The 19,434-nt window shown below is 71.5% G+C and carries 12 protein-coding genes; 7 read left to right on the top strand and 5 right to left on the bottom strand.

Features of this window, described 5'->3' with window-relative positions; all coding sequences use genetic code 11:
* Positions 1–115: 115 nt before the first annotated feature.
* Together AC0QU1_RS22955 and AC0QU1_RS22950 are read right to left on the bottom strand one after the other, a co-directional pair.
* Positions 116–1,747, bottom strand: coding sequence for a Coagulation factor 5/8 type domain-containing protein (locus AC0QU1_RS22955; protein ID WP_483572707.1), 1,632 nt, complete (start codon positions 1,745–1,747; stop codon positions 116–118).
* Between the two features lie 120 nt (positions 1,748–1,867).
* On the bottom strand, positions 1,868–2,980 hold the full coding sequence (locus AC0QU1_RS22950; RefSeq protein WP_483572705.1) for an acyltransferase family protein: 1,113 nt from the start codon (positions 2,978–2,980) through the stop codon (positions 1,868–1,870).
* Between the two features lie 159 nt (positions 2,981–3,139).
* On the opposite strand from AC0QU1_RS22950, the gene mfd reads away from it, so the two are divergent.
* Both mfd and AC0QU1_RS22940 read left to right on the top strand, forming a co-directional pair.
* Positions 3,140–6,736 carry a transcription-repair coupling factor gene (gene mfd / locus AC0QU1_RS22945; protein ID WP_483572703.1) on the top strand — a complete coding sequence of 1,199 codons (3,597 nt, stop codon included), beginning with the start codon at positions 3,140–3,142 and terminating at the stop codon, positions 6,734–6,736.
* Positions 6,737–6,849: 113 nt separating this feature from the next.
* Entirely contained in the window at positions 6,850–7,782 is a 933-nt protein-coding gene (locus AC0QU1_RS22940) for an ABC transporter substrate-binding protein (RefSeq protein ID WP_483572701.1), read from the top strand.
* Between the two features lie 74 nt (positions 7,783–7,856).
* Here AC0QU1_RS22940 and AC0QU1_RS22935 read toward each other — a convergent pair whose 3' ends face one another.
* Positions 7,857–10,073 carry an HNH endonuclease gene (locus AC0QU1_RS22935; protein ID WP_483572699.1) on the bottom strand — a complete coding sequence of 739 codons (2,217 nt, stop codon included), beginning with the start codon at positions 10,071–10,073 and terminating at the stop codon, positions 7,857–7,859.
* Positions 10,074–10,276: 203 nt separating this feature from the next.
* Here AC0QU1_RS22935 and AC0QU1_RS22930 point away from each other — a divergent pair, with 203 nt between their 5' ends.
* From AC0QU1_RS22930 to AC0QU1_RS22915, 4 genes are all read left to right on the top strand, one after another.
* Complete coding sequence (locus tag AC0QU1_RS22930) at positions 10,277–10,579, top strand: helix-turn-helix transcriptional regulator (RefSeq protein WP_483572697.1); 303 nt, start codon at positions 10,277–10,279, stop codon at positions 10,577–10,579.
* Between the two features lie 13 nt (positions 10,580–10,592).
* Positions 10,593–11,897: a type II toxin-antitoxin system HipA family toxin gene (locus AC0QU1_RS22925; protein WP_483572696.1), complete on the top strand. Its 1,305-nt coding sequence runs from the start codon at positions 10,593–10,595 to the stop codon at positions 11,895–11,897.
* 133 nt (positions 11,898–12,030) lie between these two features.
* Complete coding sequence (gene kynA, locus AC0QU1_RS22920) at positions 12,031–12,834, top strand: tryptophan 2,3-dioxygenase (protein WP_483616566.1); 804 nt, start codon at positions 12,031–12,033, stop codon at positions 12,832–12,834.
* Positions 12,827–13,717, top strand: coding sequence for an amidohydrolase family protein (locus tag AC0QU1_RS22915; protein WP_483572693.1), 891 nt, complete (start codon positions 12,827–12,829; stop codon positions 13,715–13,717). Before kynA ends, AC0QU1_RS22915 begins: the two co-directional genes overlap by 8 nt.
* Before the next feature lie 114 nt (positions 13,718–13,831).
* Here AC0QU1_RS22915 and AC0QU1_RS22910 read toward each other — a convergent pair whose 3' ends face one another.
* The gene (locus tag AC0QU1_RS22910) at positions 13,832–17,221 is read right to left on the bottom strand and encodes a discoidin domain-containing protein (protein ID WP_483572692.1); all 3,390 of its coding nucleotides are present in this window, start codon (positions 17,219–17,221) and stop codon (positions 13,832–13,834) included.
* A 155-nt stretch (positions 17,222–17,376) separates the two neighbouring features.
* Here AC0QU1_RS22910 and AC0QU1_RS22905 point away from each other — a divergent pair, with 155 nt between their 5' ends.
* On the top strand, positions 17,377–18,606 hold the full coding sequence (locus tag AC0QU1_RS22905; RefSeq protein ID WP_483572691.1) for a kynureninase: 1,230 nt from the start codon (positions 17,377–17,379) through the stop codon (positions 18,604–18,606).
* A 24-nt stretch (positions 18,607–18,630) separates the two neighbouring features.
* Here AC0QU1_RS22905 and AC0QU1_RS22900 read toward each other — a convergent pair whose 3' ends face one another.
* Positions 18,631–19,434, bottom strand: coding sequence for a serine hydrolase (locus tag AC0QU1_RS22900; protein WP_483572689.1), 804 nt, complete (start codon positions 19,432–19,434; stop codon positions 18,631–18,633).

Genomic DNA, 19,434 nt, shown 5'->3' with positions numbered 1-19,434 from the left:
CCAGCGGACTTGATGCAGGCGGAACGAAGCCCGATCAGATTACGGCCGGGACGTCCGGTTCCGTCCGGTCGGGGACGGGTGAACTGCCTTTCTCACCCGCTCGGTTCTCACCCGCTCAGTGCGCCTCGGCCCCTGCCCACGTCCGCAGATAGCTCTCGGGGCCGCGCGACAGGTCGTCGATGAGGCCCTGGCCGCCCACCAGGCGCAGGTCCTCGACGTAGTCGGGCACCAGGCCGTAGTGCGCGACGCCGTCGACGTTGACGTCCCAGGTCCGCTGGCCGGTCGTCTGCCGGTCGAGCAGCGATCCGCCGTCGAACGACCGGAACGGGTACCGGACGGGGTTCGCCGCGGCGTCGGCCCGGGGCGGCGGCGTGCCGCCGAACCCGTTCATGTCAAAGCCGAACCCGATCCCCGCGCCGTACCGGTCGCGGACGGGCGCCGTGCGCTCGTACTCCGCGACGAACTCGTGGGCCGCGTGTCCGTAGATCGTGGCGAACCCGCCCAGCGCGTAGAGCCGGTCGAGGTAGCGCTCGTCCATCCAGGAGTGCGTCGACAGGACGCCGGGGTAGCCCTCGGCCTCCAGGAGGTCGAGGGTCTGGTCGGCGGCCTTGGCGCTCATGTGGTCGATCTCGATCATCATGTTCCGCTCGACCATGCCCCGGACGGCGTACTCGCCGAGCCGGCTCAGCCCGTGGGTGTTGCACAGCGTGCCCGGCGGGTAGAGGGGCAGGACCGGCGGGAGGTCGTCCTCCAGGGCGGGCGGGAGCTCGCCGTTGCCCGGGTTGTTGTCGTGCGGCTGGTCGGCCGGGCAGGAGCGGGCGTCCCACCAGGTGCCGGTGGAGAGGAACTGGCCGGCGTTGATGACCGTGCCCATGCTCCCCTCGTCGAACCGCACGCCGCACAGCGCGTTGTCGAACTTGTGGCACAGGTACATCGAGCGCACGCCGAGGTCGTACAGCTCGTCGAGGCCCGCGTCGATGTCGTCCCGCGAGCAGCGCGGGATGCGCAGGCTCTGCTTGCACCCGAACGGCTCCGACGTCTCCACCCCGAGCACGACGGCGAGCTTGCCCTCCTCGATCACCTGCCGCGCCTGCGCGCTGCTGGTGACGATCCGGAACCAGCCGCGGCCCTGCCCGCCGTACTGCGCGTCGACGTAGGCCTGGAGGTCGTAGGTGTCCTGTGCCTGACGGCGGATCGCCGTCATCTCGTCGCAGGGCTGGTGCGTGCCGGGGTTGATGGAGCACAGCAGGCCGTTGGTGACCAGGTCGTTCACGAGCACGCGCTGCCCGCCGCGCCAGGCCCGCTCGACCCAGCGGTAGTACATCTGCTGGTGGGTGAGGGAGTCGTGGGCGGGCCAGTCGGCGAAGGTGGGCCAGCCGGTGGTGTCGTGCGTGCCGATCGGCGAGCCGTCCCTGGTCAGGTTCTCCAGCAGCGCGCCGAGGCCGTGCGGCTCGTGCGACAGGCAGTCACGCAGCGCCGTCTCGATCCCCTGCTCCGAGAACACCTTGCCGCACAGGGCGGCGCCGCCCATGCCGTCCTGCATGAACAGGTGGCTGTGCGCGTCGATGAGGCCGTAGACGGTCCCGTCGGGCCGCGTGCCGGTGAACGGCGTGCCCGTCACGTTGACCTCGGACTCGGGGCTGGGGAGCGCCGGTTCGGCCGACGCCGGTGCCACCAGCGCCGTCGCGCTGAGGCAGGCGACCGCCACCGCCGTCCCGAGAACTGCCGTCCCTCTGATGCGTCGCACGAGACCTCCCGCGGAGCCGGGGCGTGGCCGACGGCCCGCCCAGCCGCAACGGCGTCGGTGCCGTTGCTGACTGCGACACAGTAACAGGACGGGTCACGTAAGGGGTAGATATCGGTCAAGTCAGGATGTCGAGCCGGTCAGCGTCCGGGGTGGGGTGAACAGCCAGCGGGCGCCGATCCGCGGCGCCAGGGCGCCCAGCCCCAGCCCGACGGCGACCGCCACCGCCGTGAGCGCCACCGGCATCCACTGCGACTGCGGCGCCGGGACCCACACGGCGTTGCTGTACAGCAGGAACAGCAGGCAGTGCACCACCGGCGTGTGCGTGACGAACACGGGCAGCGTCCGGGCGCCGAGCCAGCGCAGCCCGAGGGAGTCGGGCAGGTGCCGGGTACCGGGCACCCGAGCGATCAGGGCACTCACGGCGACGCCGGCCGGCACGCCCGCGAGGTTGGCGAGCAGGTAGAACCCGGGGACGTCGGCGAGCCCCAGGTCGGGCACCGCCGTCTGCACCCCCAGCCAGACGCCGACGGCGCCCACCGCCCAGAGCCAGCCGAGCCCGTGGACGACCCGCTCGGCGAACCGTTCGAGCGGCCGCCGCAGGTGCAGCCCGGCCAGGAAGAACACCACGAACTGCGCGGTGCCCCGCCAGGCGATGCTCTCCGGCTCCCAGCCGGCCAGGGCCCACCCGCTCACCGCGGCGGCGGCCAGGAGCTGAATCGGCACGGGCACGCGGTGCAGCGCCCGCGCGATCACGAAGAATGCCGCCAGCGTCCAGATGAACCACAGCTCGGACCGGGGGATCAGCAGCGACCAGGCGAGGTCGTGGAGCAGGTTGCCCCAGTCGGCGTCCGGCACCTGGTAATAGCCCGTGACCAGGCGGACCACCAGGGAGATGGGCTCCCACAGCACGAACACCCAGGCGAAGTACAGCAGCTTGCCGCGGGCCAGCCGGGACCACGGCACGGTCATCCACTTCGCGGCGAACATGCCGGAGACCGCGAAGAACAGGGGCATGCGCAGGCTGCGCAGCGCCTCGTTGACGTCGCGCAGGACGCTCACCTCGTACCCGGTGGACCAGGTCCAGTTGGTCGCGTGGTAGAGCACCACGAGGCCGATCGCGAGGCCGCGCGCGGCGTCGGGCCAGGCGAGGCGCGCAGCGGCGTGCCGCACGACGGCGGTGTCGTGTCCCACGTGCGCGACGGCGTGCCGCGGGGACCGATGAGGGGTGAACATCGCCGGTCATCGTACGTGCCAAGGGTGACCGAACGGCAGTGCCGACGGCAGTGTCGGTGGCCGGGAGTAGCCTTGGATCCAGCCCCTCACTCGATGACCCCTACCCTGGTAAGCCGTGTGGTGGGCCCGTTGTCGTGCGCCCTCGAAGGACAGATTTCCATGAACCTCACCGGTCTGCTTCCCGCTCTGCTGCGTGATCCCGGCGCGTCCGCCGCCGTGGAGCACGTGCGGGTCCGCGGTTTCGCGGACGTGGTGGGCCCGGTCGGCGTGCGCCCGCCCCTGCTGGTGGCCGCCGCGCAGCAGCGTCCGCTCGTGGTGGTCACCGCGACGGGCCGCGAGGCGGACGACCTGGCCGCGAGCCTGCGGGGCTACCTCCCGGAGGGCGAGGGCGACTCCGTGGCGGTCCTGCCCGCCTGGGAGACCCTGCCGCACGAGCGGCTCAGCCCGCGCGCCGACACGGTGGCCAGGCGCCTCGCGGTGTTCCGCCGGCTGGCCCATCCCACGGCGGAGCACGGCCAGGCGGGTCCGGTGCAGCTCCTGGTGATGCCGGTGCGCGCCCTGCTGCAGCCCGTGGTCGAGGGGCTCGGGGAGCTGGAGCCGGTCCAGCTCGCCACGGGCAGCACCGCGGACCTGACGGAGATCGCCGAGCGGCTCACGGCCGCTGCGTACACGCGCGTGGACATGGTGGAGCGGCGCGGCGAGTTCGCGGTGCGCGGCGGCATCCTCGACATCTTCCCGCCCACCGAGGACCACCCGCTGCGGTGCGAGTTCTGGGGCGACGAGGTCACGGAGATCCGCTGGTTCGCCGTGGCCGACCAGCGCAGCCTCGAGATCGCCGAGCACGGACTCTGGGCGCCGCCGTGCCGCGAGATCCTGCTGACGGACGCCGTCCGGCAGCGTGCGGCGGACCTGGTGGAAAGCCTGCCGGGCGCGGTCGAGATGCTCGACAAGCTCGCCGCCGGCGTCGCCGTCGAGGGTATGGAGTCGCTCGCGCCGGTGCTGGTGGACCGGATGGTGCCGGTCCTGGAGCTCGTGCCCGACGACGCGCTGCTCGTGGTCAACGAGCCCGAGCGCGTGCGCCGTCGTGCGCACGACCTGGTGGCGACCACCGAGGAGTTCCTCGCCGCCGCCTGGACGAGCGCCGTGGCGGGCGCCGCGGCGCCGATCGACCTGTCCGCCGCCTCCTTCGCGACCTTCGCGGAGGTCCGCGAGATCGCGGCCCGGCGCGGCCTCGGCTGGTGGACGCTCTCGGCGTTCACGCAGGACGCCGAGCTCGCCGCGTCGGACGACGAGGCGGGGGCCGGCGGCGAGACCGTGTTCACCGTCAGCGCGCGGGACGTGGAGTCCTACCGCGGCGACCTCGCGCGCGCCCTGGACGACGTGCACGGGCTGCAGGTCGCCGGGTGGCGGCTCGTACTCACCACGGAGGGCCACGGGCCGGCGAAGCGCATGACCGAGCAGCTCTCGGCCGCTGGTACGGCCGCGCGGCTGGCGGTCTCGCTCGACGACGAGCCGGAGCCCGGCGTCGTGCACGTGCTGGCGGGTGGCGCCGGCAAGGGGTTCGTGGCGCCCGACCTGCAGCTCGCGGTGTTCTCGGAGCAGGACCTGACCGGCCGGGCCGGCGCGAACACGCGCGACATGCGCCGGATGCCGAGCCGGCGGCGCAACGTCGTGGACCCGCTGCAGCTCAAGGCGGGCGACTTCGTAGTGCACGAGCAGCACGGCGTGGGCCGGTTCGTCGAGATGGCGCAGCGCACCATGGGCACCGGCGGCAACCGGGCCACACGCGAGTACCTCGTGATCGAGTACGCGAGCAGCAAGCGCGGCCAGCCGGGCGACCGGCTGTTCGTGCCCACCGACCAGCTCGACCAGGTCACCAAGTACACGGGCGGTGAGTCGCCGTCGCTGTCCAAGATGGGCGGCGCCGACTGGAAGAACACCAAGGCCAAGGCGCGCAAGCACGTGCGCGAGATCGCGAGCGAGCTGATCCGGCTCTACAGCGCGCGCATGGCCACGCAGGGTCACGCCTACGGCCCGGACACCCCGTGGCAGCGCGAGCTGGAGGACGCCTTCGCGTACGTCGAGACGCCCGACCAGCTCGCCACCATCGACGAGGTCAAGGCCGACATGGAGAAGTCCGTGCCGATGGACCGCCTGGTGTGCGGCGACGTCGGCTACGGCAAGACCGAGATCGCGATCCGGGCCGCGTTCAAGGCGGTGCAGGACGGCAAGCAGGTGGCCGTGCTGGTGCCGACCACACTGCTGGTGCAGCAGCACTTCGAGACCTTCTCCGAGCGGTACACCGGGTTCCCCGTGAACGTGCGGGCGCTGAGCCGCTTCCAGTCGGCCAAGGAGTCGGAGGAGACGCTCGCGGGCCTCAAGGACGGCAGCGTCGACGTCGTGATCGGCACGCACCGCCTCATCACCGGGTCGGTCGGGTTCAAGGACCTGGGCCTGGTGATCATCGACGAGGAGCAGCGGTTCGGCGTCGAGCACAAGGAGACGCTCAAGCAGCTCCGCACCAACGTGGACGTGCTGGCGATGTCGGCGACCCCGATCCCGCGCACGCTGGAGATGGCGGTGACGGGCATCCGCGAGATGTCCACGCTGGCCACGCCGCCGGAGGAGCGGCACCCCGTGCTCACCTACGTGGGCGCCTACGAGGAGAAGCAGATCGCGGCCGCCCTGCGGCGCGAGCTGCTGCGCGAGGGCCAGGTCTTCTACGTGCACAACAAGGTGGAGACCATCCAGCGCACGGCCACCCGGCTCAGCGAGCTCGTCCCGGAGGCCCGCATCGGCGTGGCCCACGGCAAGATGAGCGAGCACCAGCTCGACCAGGTCATCCGGGCCTTCTGGGAGAAGGAGCTCGACGTGCTGGTGTGCACCACAATCATCGAGACCGGCCTGGACATCTCCAACGCCAACACCCTGATCCTGGAGCGCTCCGACATGCTGGGCCTGTCCCAGCTTCACCAGCTCCGCGGTCGTGTGGGGCGCGGGCGCGAGCGCGCGTACGCGTACTTCCTCTACCCGCCGGAGCGGCCCCTGACCGAGACCGCCCACGACCGGCTCGCCACCATGGCCGCGCACACCGACCTCGGCGCGGGCATGCAGATCGCGATGAAGGACCTGGAGATCCGTGGTGCGGGCAACCTGCTCGGCGGCGAGCAGTCGGGCCACATCGCGGGCGTCGGGTTCGACCTCTACGTGCGCATGGTGGGCGAGGCCGTCTCCGCGTTCCGCGGCGACCGCGAGGAGGAGGCGCCGGAGGTCACCATCGAGCTGCCCGTGGACGCCCACCTGCCCGAGTCGTACATCGCCACCGAGCGGCTGCGGCTGGAGGCGTACAAGAAGATCGCCTCTGCGACCGACGCCTCGGCGCTCGACGAGGTGCGGGCCGAGCTCGTGGACCGGTACGGCGCGCTGCCCGACGTCGCGGGCGCGCTCTTCGACGTCGCGAACTTCCGCAACCATGCCCGCGAGGCCGGGCTCACCGACGTCACCGCGCAGGGCAAGTACATCCGGTTCGCGCCGGTGAACCTGCCCGAGTCGGCGCAGCTACGGCTCAAGCGGCTCTACCCGGGGACCATCCTCAAGCCCGCGATCCGGGCGTTCCTCGTGCCGTTCCCCACCACCGCCCGGATCGGCGGCCGGCCGCTGCGCGGGACCGAGGTGCTGGAGTGGGCGCGGGGCCTCATCGATGCGGTGATTCTGGCGGACGTGGGGGCTGCGGCTAGGGTCGGTACCGGCGCCTGAACCCGGGCGCGTCCGGTGGTCGTTGGTGAAACTCGGATTCACGGCAACTGAGCCGGACCGTATAGGCTCCACCCGCGTAACCCGCTCATCTTGTCTTTCGTGGAGGACACCGCATGGCACTCGGACATCGCGCACGCGGACGTCGCGTGCGTGCGGTCATCAGCTCGATCGCGGCCACAGCCGTGCTTGGCGCGCTGCTGACCGGCTGCTCGATCTATGCTCCCGCCGAGCCGGCGGAGGGCGCCGAGCAGGAGGTGGAGGTGCGCGAGGAACTGCGCGCCCTGCTTCCTGGCGAGCTGCGGGCTGAGTCCACGCGCATCACGGTCGGTACCGAGTCGGGCTATCCGCCCTTCCAGTACACGAACCAGGCTGGCCGGATCGTCGGGTTCGAGATCGATCTGTTCGACGCAGCCTCGAAGCGTCTCGGCTTGAAGTACACCTTCCGGGACATGCCGTGGGACACGCTGGTCGACGAGCTGTACGCGAGCAACGTCGACGTCGTCGCTGCGGCCATGTCGGACACCGCGGAGCGGCAGGCCGACTCCGACTTCGTCGACTACTACAACGACAGTGATGCGATCATGGTCCCGGCAGGCAACCCAGAGGGCATCAAGACCCTCAAGGATCTGTGCGGTCGCACGGTCGCTGTCCTGGTCGAGACCACGCAGGCCGATGCGCTCGCCGCGCTGAACGCAGCCCAGTGCCAGGCCTCGCCGGTCAAGGTGCTCACGTTCGAGACCGACGCCGATGCGCTCGCCCAGGTCCAGGCTGGGAAAGCGGACGCCGAGCTCACGCAGTGGTCGACCGGCACGTACAACGCGAAGCAGGTCGGCTCAGGCGACATCTTCGAGGTGGCGAACACGGAGATCATCAACCCTTCGCCACTGGGGTTCCGGTTCCTCAAGGGCGACGTCGAGATGGTGCGCGCCTACCAGGCCGCGTTGCAGAGCTTGATCGACGACGGAACCTATGCCGACATCCTCGAGAAGCACGACCTCTCCGTAGGTGCTCTGAAGAAGGCGACGGTCAACAACCAGGAGCGGTAGTGCGCCGCTGAACAGTTCGCACGACGGGCCGTCCCACACCGTGGGGCGGCCCTCTTGTGTTTCCTGGTAGGTGGTCAGAAGGGCGGTTTGTCAGGGAAGGTTCGTAGCTGTTGTTCGGTGGTGGATAGTTGCGTGTTGGACCGTGCGATGCCTTTCGGGCCCGCGGTCTGGCTCGTCGCGGTTCGGTCGTGCGTGAGAAGCCGATTGCCCGGGCTGGTCGGTTGTTGTCCGAGGCGTTGTCGGGTGTCGTCGGCCAGGCTGGTGATGTCGTTGCTGACGTGTCCGACGGTGCTGGCGGGTCGGGTGTAGGTGTGTCCGGTGGGTGCGGTCCAGACGGTGACCCCGGTGTCGGGGTCGCGGCTCACGGCCCAGCCGTGGTGCGTCTTGGCCAGGTGGTGGGACCGGCACAGGGGTTGCAGGTTCTGGGCGCGCGTCTGTCTGGGAGTGCCGGGTGGTTGGCTGCGGGGGTCGTGGTGGTGGTCGAAGGGTTGGATGTGGTCGAGGTCGGTCCAGCGGGCGGGGCGGTCGCATTGGGGGAAGCAGCAGGTCTGGTCCCGGGCGACCACGGCTTGGCGCAGGACCCGGCCGGGTTGGTAGGTGGTGGTGGAGTAGTCGGTCAGGATGCCGGTGGTCGGGTCGGTGATCAGGCGTTGCCAGGTGGCGTCGGTGGCGATGCGCGCGGCGGTCTCGGCGGGGATGGGCCCGTACCCGTCGAGGTGGGCGGGGGTGTTGTCCAGGCCCAGGAGCATGGTCGCCGGCACCGTGACGCGCACTTGTGGCCGGACGGGGATGACTTGGATGGTGGTGCCGTCGCAGGTGCATCCGCCGCAGGTGCATCCGGTGGCGGGCACGGTGGTGCGCGGCAAGGCGGACACGTGCGGGGTCCCGGTCTGGACGTTGTCCACACCGGAGTTGTCGGTTTCCTTGACGCTGTCGTCCAGGTGTGTGCTGTTGCCTCGGTCTACGCCGTTGCTCACGCCCGTGCCCGTGCTCGCAGTCGTGCCGGTGCTTGTGCCCGTGCCGGTGGCCACGGTGCCCGTCTCGGTGGTGCCTGTCGCGTTGGTGCCTGTCGCGTTGGGGCCTGTCGTGTCGGGTGGTGGTTCGGGTGCGCAGTGGGGGCTTGGTGGGACGATGATGCGGCCGGTGGTGATGGCGACCAGGGCGTCGGCGCGGGCTTGGGTCAGAGTACGAGTGGCCCCGGGGGCCCGGCGGAGGGTGTGGGCGGCTTGCTCGACAGCGTCCCAGACGGCTGCGGCGTCGGTGGCGGGTAGGTGGGCGCTGATCCACGCCATGGAGTGGTCGGCGGGGTCGAGGTAGACCGCGCGGCGGCTGGTGGCGTGCTTCGTGGTCTCGATGGTGCCGTTGAGGTCGGTGGCGAAGTCGTTCATCTGCTCGCGCAGCCACCGGCGGGTGCGATCAGGTGCCTGGGGCAGGTACCGGGTGATGGCCCGCTCGCGCTCCTCGGTAGTCAGGGGGTTACCGGAGCGCAGCAGGATGTCGGCCTTGGCCGTATCGATGGTGCCGTCGTGCAGGGCGGTCATGACCTGGGGGTGCTCGGCCAGGCCTGCCCCGCGGGCCATGAGCTTGTTGGCCTCGCCCTGGGGGATGCGCAGGCGGGCGCTGATCTCGGCAGCCGCGGCGTTGTGCTCGGCGGTCCACCCCCTACGGCGGGCGAGCTGGCCCAGGGCCCGGGACTGCATCGCGGTGGCCCAGGAGATGATCTCCTGCCACCGGGCCGCCACATCGATCAGCTCACCATCACTGATATCGGTGTCGGCGACCTCGATACCGGCTAGGGCATCGACCAGCCCAGCACCCATGGGCAGGCCCGCCAGCAGATCGGCCAGATCCACGCCAACGGGCGCGTCACCCACGGGCGTCTCGGGGCCGGTGGCAGCGTCGATGACACGGGCCGGCTCGACCGTGGGCGCTGTGTCGGTGACCGGTTCAGGGCCGGTGGCAGGGCTGATGGTGGTAGCAGCATCGATGGCATCGGCCGTGCCGGGACCGGAGGCAGCGCGAAAGGCGGCAGCCACGTCGGCAGCGCCAGAGCCAGCGGCAGCAGTAGAGGTGCCGACCGTCCTACCGGATCCGCCGGTCGCACCGCGCGCACCATACCCATGACCCGTCCACGTCACACTGGCCCCGGGCAGCACACCCCCACGGTCGAAGGACAGTACGCCCCAGTGCAGCGCAAGCGACACCGCCGTCATACAAGACGCCGAGGGCGACCCGAAAGCAGAAGCGAGGAGCTCCTCGACAACCATGACACGACCGCCGTGCTCTGCCATCCGCCCCCCTCGTCATATCCGCATGCCTTTAGATAGAATCTATGTTCGATATACTGGCCCCGCAACCCGAACCGAAAATCTGTGGATAACCAACCACTCAGCGCGCCCACGCAAGACGGCCCAACCTGGCCGGAATTTGTAACGGTCACCATAGTGACCGTTACCAGGCTCGTCGGTTAATCTGGTAACCGAAAGGAGCAGTCATGGCCAGAACATCCCTACGCACCCGGCGCGACCTCACCTCGCTCGGTGACCACGTCCGCACCTGGCGCAAGATCCACGGCCTCACGGCCCAGCTCGTCGCCGACCGTGCGGGCATCACCCGCACCACCCTGCGGGCCATCGAGACCGGCACCGGAACCGTCAGCCTGGAGAACACGTTCGCAGTACTGCGGGTGCTCGGCATGGCCGATGCCGTGGTCGGCGCCAGCGACCCGCTCACCACCGAGATGGGCAGGTTCCACGCGGAACGGGCCCTGCCGCAACGGGTACGAGTCCCCAGTTAGAAAGTGGGCGGAGTTGTCGATACAGGTCGAGGTCGAGCTGCCCGGCGGGGGACAGGTCCGCGCCGGTGACCTCGACATGCATCTCAACCGGGGCGGCGCCCTGGTGGGCTGCACGTTCCGCTACGCCGCCGCGTACCTGCGCAACCCGCGGGCATACGCCCTGTGCCCGGAGCTGCCGCTGACGCCGGGGAACATCCCGTCGTCCGGCGACCGGCCGCTGTTCGGCGTCCTCGCGGACTGCCAGCCCGACCAGTGGGGCCGCACGCTGCTGTTCAACGCGGAGCGGCGCGCGGCCCGCGCGGAGGGCCGCGCGTTCATGACCCTCACCGAGGTGGACTTCCTGCTCGGGGTGCAGGACGAGACGCGCCTCGGCGCGCTCCGCCTGTCGCTCGACGACGGCAGGACCTTCCTGGGTCCGCCGCGGTCGGAGGTCCCGGACCTGGTGGACCTGCCGTCGCTGACCGACGCGGCGGACGCCGTAGCGCAGCACCGGGAGACCGACCGCGACGTGCGCCTGCTGGTCGCGGCCGGAACCTCGATGGGCGGTGCCCGGCCCAAGGTGACCGTGAAGGACAGCGCGGGCGACCTGTGGATGGCCAAGCTGCCCGAGAGCGGCGACCGGTGGGACGTGCAGGCCTGGGAGTACCTGACGCTGCGGCTGGCCTCTGACGCGGGCATCGAGGTGCCGGTGGCGCGGCTGCACCGCATCGGTCCCGGCAGGTCCATCCTGCTCACGCGCCGGTTCGACCGGCTCCCCGTCTCCCGGGCCAACACAGCCGACCGAGCCGAGGGCGCCGAGCAGAACAGCAACGGCGGCCGCGTCGGCTTCCTGTCCGCGGACAGCCTCACGCAGAAGGCGTTCTTCGAGGTCATCGACTACCGCACCCTCGCGGAGACCCTCGCGGACCACTCGGGCAGGCCGGCCACGGACGGGCACGACCTGTTCCGCCGCGTGGCGTTCACGCTGCTCGTGCGCAACGTGGACGACCACATGAAGAACCACGGGTTCCTGCGCCGCGCCGACGGCTGGTCGCTGTCCCCGCTGTTCGACGTGAACCCGAACCCGTTCGCCGTCGTGGAGTCGACGCCGCTGCGGCCCGGCGGCAGCCGCATCGACCGGGACGTGCGGGTGCTGCTGGCCACCGCGGACTCCTACGGCCTGCGGCAGGACGACGCCCGGCGCGTGCTCGCCGAGGTGGCGGAGGCGACGTCGAACTGGACGCGTATCGCGCGCGACATGTCGCTGCCGCCCGAGGAGATCGCGCTGATGGCCGAGGCGTTCGAGAACCCGAACCGGGACGAGGCCCAGGCGGCCTGACCGGCCGGCCAGGCCGCCTGACCGGCCGCACCACCCGGCCGCTCAGAGGCCGCGCAGAGGGGGATACGCTCAGCAGGTGGACAGCAACACCCGGCCCATCGAGCCCTCCATCCGCACGGACTTCCGTGACGAGATGGACTACGGCTCCTACCTCGGGCTGGACGAGCTCCTGTCGGCGCAGCACCCGGTGAGCGACCCGCCGCACCACGACGAGCTGCTGTTCATCATCCAGCACCAGACCACCGAGCTGTGGCTCAAGCTGGTGGTGCACGAGCTGCGCGCCGTGCGGCGGTTCCTCGACGCCGACGACCTGTCGCGCGCCCTCAAGGGCATGGCCCGGGTGAAGCACATCCAGCGCACGATCACCGAGCAGTGGTCGGTGCTGGCGACCCTCACCCCCAGCGAGTACGCGGAGTTCCGGGGCTCGCTGGGACAGTCCTCCGGCTTCCAGTCGCACCAGTACCGGGCGGTGGAGTTCCTGCTCGGCAACAAGAACGCCGGGATGCTCCAGGTCTTTCGGGACAAGCCCGAGGTGCACGCGCAGCTCGAACGGCTGCTGGAGGAGCCGACCGTCTACGACGCGTTCCTGCGCCTGCTCGCCCGGCGCGGGCACGCGGTCCCGGCGGAGATCCTGGACCGCGACGTCACCAAGGCCTGGACCGAGCACCCGGCGCTGATCGCCGTCTTCAAGACGATCTACGAGGACCCGCACGCCTACTGGGAGCTGTACGAGGCGTGCGAGGACCTGGTCGACATCGAGGACGCGTTCCAGCTCTGGCGGTTCCGCCACCTGCGCACGGTGCAGCGCACCATCGGCTTCAAGACCGGCACGGGCGGCTCGAGCGGCGTCGGCTTCCTGAAGCGCGCCCTTGACCTGACGTTCTTCCCCGAGCTGATCTCCGTACGCACCGAGATCGACGGCCCGCCCGTTGCCTGAGAGCGCCCGCCCGGCTTCCGCCGGCGAGGACGCCGGCACGACGGCGACGACGCTCCCCGGCGTGATCGACCACCACGTGCACCTGGGCCTGGTCGACCGGGAGCTCCTCGCCGGGTCGGCGGTGACCGAGGTGCACGACCTGGGCTGGGACCCGCGCGAGACAGCCGCGTGGGCGGCCGTGCCGCCGTCCGGCGTCCGGATACGTTTCGCGGGGCCGTTCCACACCGCACCCGGCGGGTACCCGATCGGCCGCTCGTGGGCGCCGGACGCCGCCGTGCGGCCCGTCGCCTCGCCGCACGCGGCCGCCCGCGCGGTGGCCGACGTCGTCGCGGTGGGCGGGTTCGCCGTCAAGGTCGCCCTGCACACGGGCATGGCCCTCCTGTCCGACGACGTCCTGCGTGTGCTGGTCGACGAGGCGCACTCGGCGGGCCTGCCGGTGTTCGTGCACGCCGAGGGTGCGGGCCAGGCCGAGCGGGCGATCGACGTCGGCGCCGACACGCTGGTGCACGTGCCCTGGACGGAGACGCTGGCGCCGGCGGTGATCGCCCGGGCCACGCACATGACCTGGATCTCGACCCTCGCCATTCACGACGGGCCGGGCGGGGACCTCGACCGGGCACTGGACAACGCCAGCCGGTTCGTCGCGGCCGGCGGCACGCTCGTCTACGGCACGGACCTGGGCAACGGGCCGACGCCGGTCGGGGTGAACGAGCGCGAGATCGAGCTGCTCGGCGATACCGGGCTGGCGGGCGAGCCGCTGCGGCGGGCGGTGCTCGGCCCGCCGGGAGCCCCTGCGCTGACGGCTCCGCTGCCCCTGCCGGAGACGGCGCGCGACCTCATTGCCTGGCTCCGCGCCTCCCGTCCCCTCCCTCCGCGGAGCTAGAACCGCAGCGAACGAAATAGAACTGTGGCGACGTAGAGCCCCGACGAAAGGGCCCTACGTCGCCACGGTTCTATCTCGCCAGAGTGCTCTTTCGGCGAGGACCGTGCGGCCGGCTCAGTTCCGGTTGATCGTGAACGTCGACGTCGCGTTCTCGATGTCCCGGAAGTTGTTCGAGAACGTCAGCCCGTTGAACGTCGCCGAACCGACCGCCGGACCCTGCCCGGCCTCCGGCATCGGGTTCGCCCAGATGCCGTAGCCCGACCGGTCGTTGTACTGGTCGCCGCTGCGCTGCGCGCCCGTGATGGACGTGTCGGTGAACACGGTGTCCTGGACCGGGTTGACCGGCTGCCCGCCGAGGTACTGGGTCTGGAACATGATCCCGGAGTACGTCGGGTCCACGATGTCGAGGTCGTTCACCCGGATCGCCGTGAACGTCTTCGACGCCGAGAACAGCCACACCGCCGGGAACACCTGCGCGCCCCAGAAGTGCCCGCCGGACCGCACCACCGAGATGCCCTCGAAGCGGGTCGGCGCCGGGCCGAACGCCTCCATCGGGTACCCGAAGTCCAGCGAGCTGATCGTCACGCCCGAGTACACGAGCGTGTCCGCGATGTAGATGTTGCGGAACGTGTTGTCCTGCCCGCCGTAGACGGCCAGACCCGCGGCCCGCCAGGTGTTCGTGGACGTCAGGTTCTCGTACACGTTGCCCCGCTGGCCGCTGCCCCCGGTGTCGGTCGCCGCGAACAGGGCGAACGAGTCGTCGCCCGTGCCGCGCGCCTGGTTGTTGTGCACGTGGTTGTTCGCGCTGCCGTTGGTCATGTTCAGCGCGTCGGCGAACGTGTTACGGATCCGCGAGTCCTTGATCTCCGAGCCGTCCATGTTGGCCGCCCAGAACATGCAGATCATGTGCTCGACCCAGATGTTGTCGATGGTCATGTTCGAGACGTTGGCGAAGTCGAAGACCTTGCCCGGCCCGTCGATCCGCGACGTGTAGTTGCCGAAGTACGCGAAGTCGCGGAACGTCGAGCCGTTCGCGCTGCCCTCCGCCCGGAAGCCGACGTCGGTGTTCTCCTGCGTGGCCGGCGCGTGGAACCGGGTGAACCACGGTCCGGCGCCCACGATGTCGACGGCCTTGCCGTAGACCTGGAACTTGCTCGCGGTCTGGTAGTCGCCGGCGGGCAGGTAGACGCCGGCCAGGTTGCCGGTGGTGTCCATCCGGAACCGGTCGAGCGCGTTCTGCACGTCCTGGTGCGTGAAGCCCGTGGGCTGGATGTAGCGGGCCGGGTCCGGGTTGGCCTGCGGCGACACCTGCTCCAGGTCCACGAAGTCGACCGTGTAGGTGCTGGTGTTGCTCGCCGTCTTCTGCAGGCGGATGGTGTGCCCCGCCTGGACCGTGGTGCCGAGCAGGGTGTTCGCCTCGTCGTAGATGTGCCGCGGGGCGCCCTGGCCGGGCTGGTTGCCCGGGCTGGCCTCGTCGCCGTACAGCCACGCGTACCGCGAGGTCAGGTCGATGTTCTTGAGGAACTGCCCGTCCACGTAGACGGCGAGCGTGGAGTTCGTCCCGCCGCCGCCCGCCGCGTCGGGCATGGAGAACCGCACGACCAGCGAGTTGGTGGGCGCCCGCGTGGTCCACTCGACGTACGAGCCGGTCTGGCCGAGCGTGACGGCCTTGCGCCCGGACGCCTCGCCCGCCAGGTCACCCACCACCCGGTTCGGGCCGACGGCGACCGCCCCGCCGCCGGTCACGCCGTCCTCCGCCTCGTACGTGTCGAACGGCAGGTTCGCGCCGCGGCCGATGAACAGCGACCGCGTGACCTCGTTGTTCGCTCGCTTGGCCGCGACCTCCGTCGGGTCGGGGGCCGCCGTGACGGTGACGTCGTACGAGCCGTCGGCGGCCGGCCAGGTGCCGAGGTTCACGCTCTGGCTGGTCGCACCGGCCGCGATGGCGCCAGAGACCGAGCCCGTCAGCGTGCGCACCACCGTGCCCGCGCCGTTGCGCACCACGACGGTGAGGCCGTGCGCGCCGGAGGAGGAGGCGATGGTGCCCCGGTTCGCGATCGTCGCCGAGAAGGTGACGGTCTCGCCCGCCGCCGGGGTGCTCGGCGTCCACGACACGGTCGGCACCAGGTCCGAGCTGGCCACCTCCGTCACCACCAGCGGGTCCGGCCGCGTGTAGCCGTTGTCGCCCTCGGACTGCTCGGCGACGGCGCCCGACAGGTCGGCCACCGCGCCGAGCTCGTACGATCCCGCCGTCCGCGGCCCCACTTGCGCGGTGACCGTGGCCTGCGCGCCGGCGGCGAGCGCGCCCACCTGGCCGGTCGCCACCTCGTCGCCGTCGAGCGTGAACGAGACGTCCGTCGCCGCGGAGGCGAGGGTCCCGATGTTCTTCACGACGGCGGACAGCGTCACGGCGTCCGACTCCGTGGGCGACGCCGGGTTCGCCGAGACGCCCGTGACCGTGAGGTTCGGGTTCGCGGCGGGCGTGCCGAACACCTGCAGCTCGGCCACCTGGCCGTTGCCGGCCCCGGTGTTGCCGGTGAACCGCAGCCGCACCTCACGCGCGGTGCCCGTGACCGGGACGGTCACGGTGTTACCCGTCGCGGGGGAGAAGGCACGGCCGGCCGACGGCGCGAGCGTCGCCCACGCGTCACCGGACCCCGTGCGGCCCTGCACCTCGAAGGTCTGGGTGCGCGGCCCCCAGGCCGCGGCCGGCGGCAGCTTCACGACGACGCCGCTCAGCTCGGCCGCCGACTCCAGCGTCACCGCGAGCGTGCTCGGGTACTGGCCGTTCGCGCCCTCCCAGTAGGTCGACGTGTCGCCGTCGTTGGCGTTGGCCGCGACGTACGTCCACTCGGTCGACGACGCCTGGATCGGGCGGCCCGGGGCGAGGTCGATCCCTGCGGGCGGGTCGTCCGGGTCGGGAGCGGCCCGCGTGCCGCGCACCTCCAGCTCGGAGAGCTGGCCGGCCGGCCAGCCCGTGTTCGCCGTGATCGCTACCCGCAGGTAGCGCGCCTCCGTGTTCGGCACGTCGATGGTCACCGTGTTGCCCGACGCCGGGTCGAACCGCCGCTGGGCGCTCGCGGCGAGGGTGGTGAAGGACGCGCCGTCGGCGCCGGCCTGCACCGACAGGGTCTGCGTGCGTGCCTCCCAGGAGGCGGGAAGCTTGAGCACGACCTCCTCGACCGTGGCCCCCGCGCCGAGGTCCACCTGGGCCCACTGCGGGAAGCTGCCGTTGGTCGACTCCCAGTAGGTGGCCTGGTTGCCGTCCGTCAGGTTGTCGGCGAGGTAGGGCGCGTTGCTGCTGCTGGCCGCCGCGGGCGCGCCGGCGGAGAGGACCACGGGGGCCGCTGCGGCCGGCGCGGGCACGAGGACCACTGCGGTGAGCGCGGCGGCGGTGAGCACGGACAGGAGGCCGGGAGCGAGTCCCGGTCTGGACGCGTGGCGTGTGGCGGAGCGGAACATCATCGTCCCCGATCTCCCGTCGTCGTCGACGGGTGTCGTCACCAGGATTGACCTTGGGTAGTTGCCATGGCACTGTACAGAAAGACGCATACTATTGTCGATTTCTTGCGTGCATGGCGCTCGGACTTTACTGACGCCGCGGCTGGGGCGTCAAGGGTTCGTGCCGAGCGGTCCGGCGCGCGACGCACGCTCGGGCGGTGACCGATCCCGCACCCGACCTCCCCGCCGACCTGCGCGAGCGGGCCGCCGCGCTCGACGCCGCCGACCCGCTGGCCCGCTACCGCGACTGCTTCGCCCCGAGCGAGGGCCTGGTCGCCTACCTCGACGGCAACTCGCTGGGCCGGCCGCTGACCGCGACGCGCGAGCGGCTGGCGTCGTTCGTCGACGGGCCGTGGGCCGCGTGCCTGATCCGGTCGTGGGACGAGGGCTGGATGGACGCGCCGACCGAGCTCGGCGACACGCTCGGCCGGGTGGTGCTGGGCGCGGCGCCCGGGCAGACCGTCGTCGCCGACTCCACGACCGTGCTGCTGTACAAGCTGGCCCGCGCCGCGGTCGACGCGCGGCCGGGTCGCCGCGTGATCGTCGCCGACACCGAGAACTTCCCGACCGACCGGTTCGTGCTGCAGGGCATCGCGGCGGAGCGCGGGATGGAGCTCCGCTGGATCACGCCCGACCCCGAGGCCGGTGTGACGCCGGGGGAGGTGGCCGCCGCCGTCGGACCGGACACCGCGCTCGTGCTGCTCAGCCACATCGCCTACAAGTCCGGGTACATCGCGGACCTGCCCGCGATCACGCGGGTCGTGCACGATGCGGGGACGCTCGTCCTGTGGGACCTGTGCCACTCGGTGGGCTCCGTCCCGCTGAGCCTCGACGCCGACGGCGTGGACCTCGCCGTCGGCTGCACCTACAAGTACCTGAACGGCGGGCCCGGCTCGCCGGCCTTCGCCTACCTGGCCGCCGGGCTGCACGACGTGGTGCGCCAGCCGGTCCAGGGCTGGATGGGGGCCGCCGACCCGTTCGCGATGGGGCCCGAGTACGAGCCCGCCGCCGGGATCCGGCAGCTCATCAGCGGCACGCCGCCCGTGGTCGGGATGCTGCCGATGCGCGACATGCTCGCCCTGATCGAGGAGGCGGGCATGCCGGCCGTGCGTGCGAAGTCGCTCGCGCTGACCGGGTTCGCGATCCAGATCGCCGACGCGCACCTGCCCGGGGTGCGCGTGGCCTCGCCGCGGGACCCGGAGCGGCGGGGGAGCCACGTCATGCTCGACCACCCGGACTTCCGGCGGGTCGTCGCCCAGGCCTGGGAGCGGGGCGTGGTGCCCGACTTCCGGCCGCCACAGGGGCTGCGCGTGGGGCTGTCGCCGCTGAGCACGTCCTTCGCGGAGGTAGCGGCCGGCCTGTGGACGATCCGGGAGCTGCTGGGCTGATTCAGAACCTCTGGGTCGGTCTCGTCAGGCCAGCGCGACCGCCAGCGCGCCCAGGGCCTTGAGGGTCTCCTCGGCGGCCGGCCCGTCGTAGCCGCGGGTGCAGACGGCGACCACCAGCGCGTCCGGTCCCGGCTCGCCCACGAACGCGACGTCGTGCCGGATGCCGTCCACCCAGCCGGACTTGGAGCCGAAGGGGACGGCGCCGGGCTCGCCGGGGCCGGGGAGCCCGGCCGTGAGCTGCCGGTCGGTCTGGCGGCCGAGCAGCTCGCACATCCACGCGGTGCGCTCAGGGCTCGCGAGCCGGCCCGTGACCACGGCCGACATCAGCAGGCACAGGTCGGCCGCCGTCGTGCGGTGCGAGGCGCCGGCCCGCTCGGCGGCCAGGTCCGAGTACTTGCGGCCGAACACCGAGCTCGTCGCGCCGGCGTCGGCGAGGGCCTGGTTGACGGCGGGCAGGCCGACGCGCTCGGCCACGATGTTGGTGGCCTCGTTGGAGGACACGGTGATCATCCGGCCGACCACGTCGCCCAGCGGCATCGGGGTGCCGTCGGGCGGGAGGCCGGTGTCGACGTCGTCGGGCTCGATCGTGTACTCGCCCGCGCCGGGCACCTGCGAGACGAAGGTCCGGGTGACCGTGCAGGTCTCGTCGAGGCGCGCGGTCCGGGCGTCGAGCTCGCGCGCCGCCGCGACGAGTACAGCGAGCTTCACGGTGGACGCCGCGTAGAAGTCCAGGCCGTCGTTCCGCGCGGCGAGCACCTCGCCGGAGGCCCGGGCGATCCGGTAGGCCACCACCGGCACGCCGTCGCTGTGCGTCCCTGTCGACACCAT

Source organism: Promicromonospora noduliphila, assembly GCF_056951025.1.
This window is presented reverse-complemented; position numbering and strand designations above follow the sequence as displayed.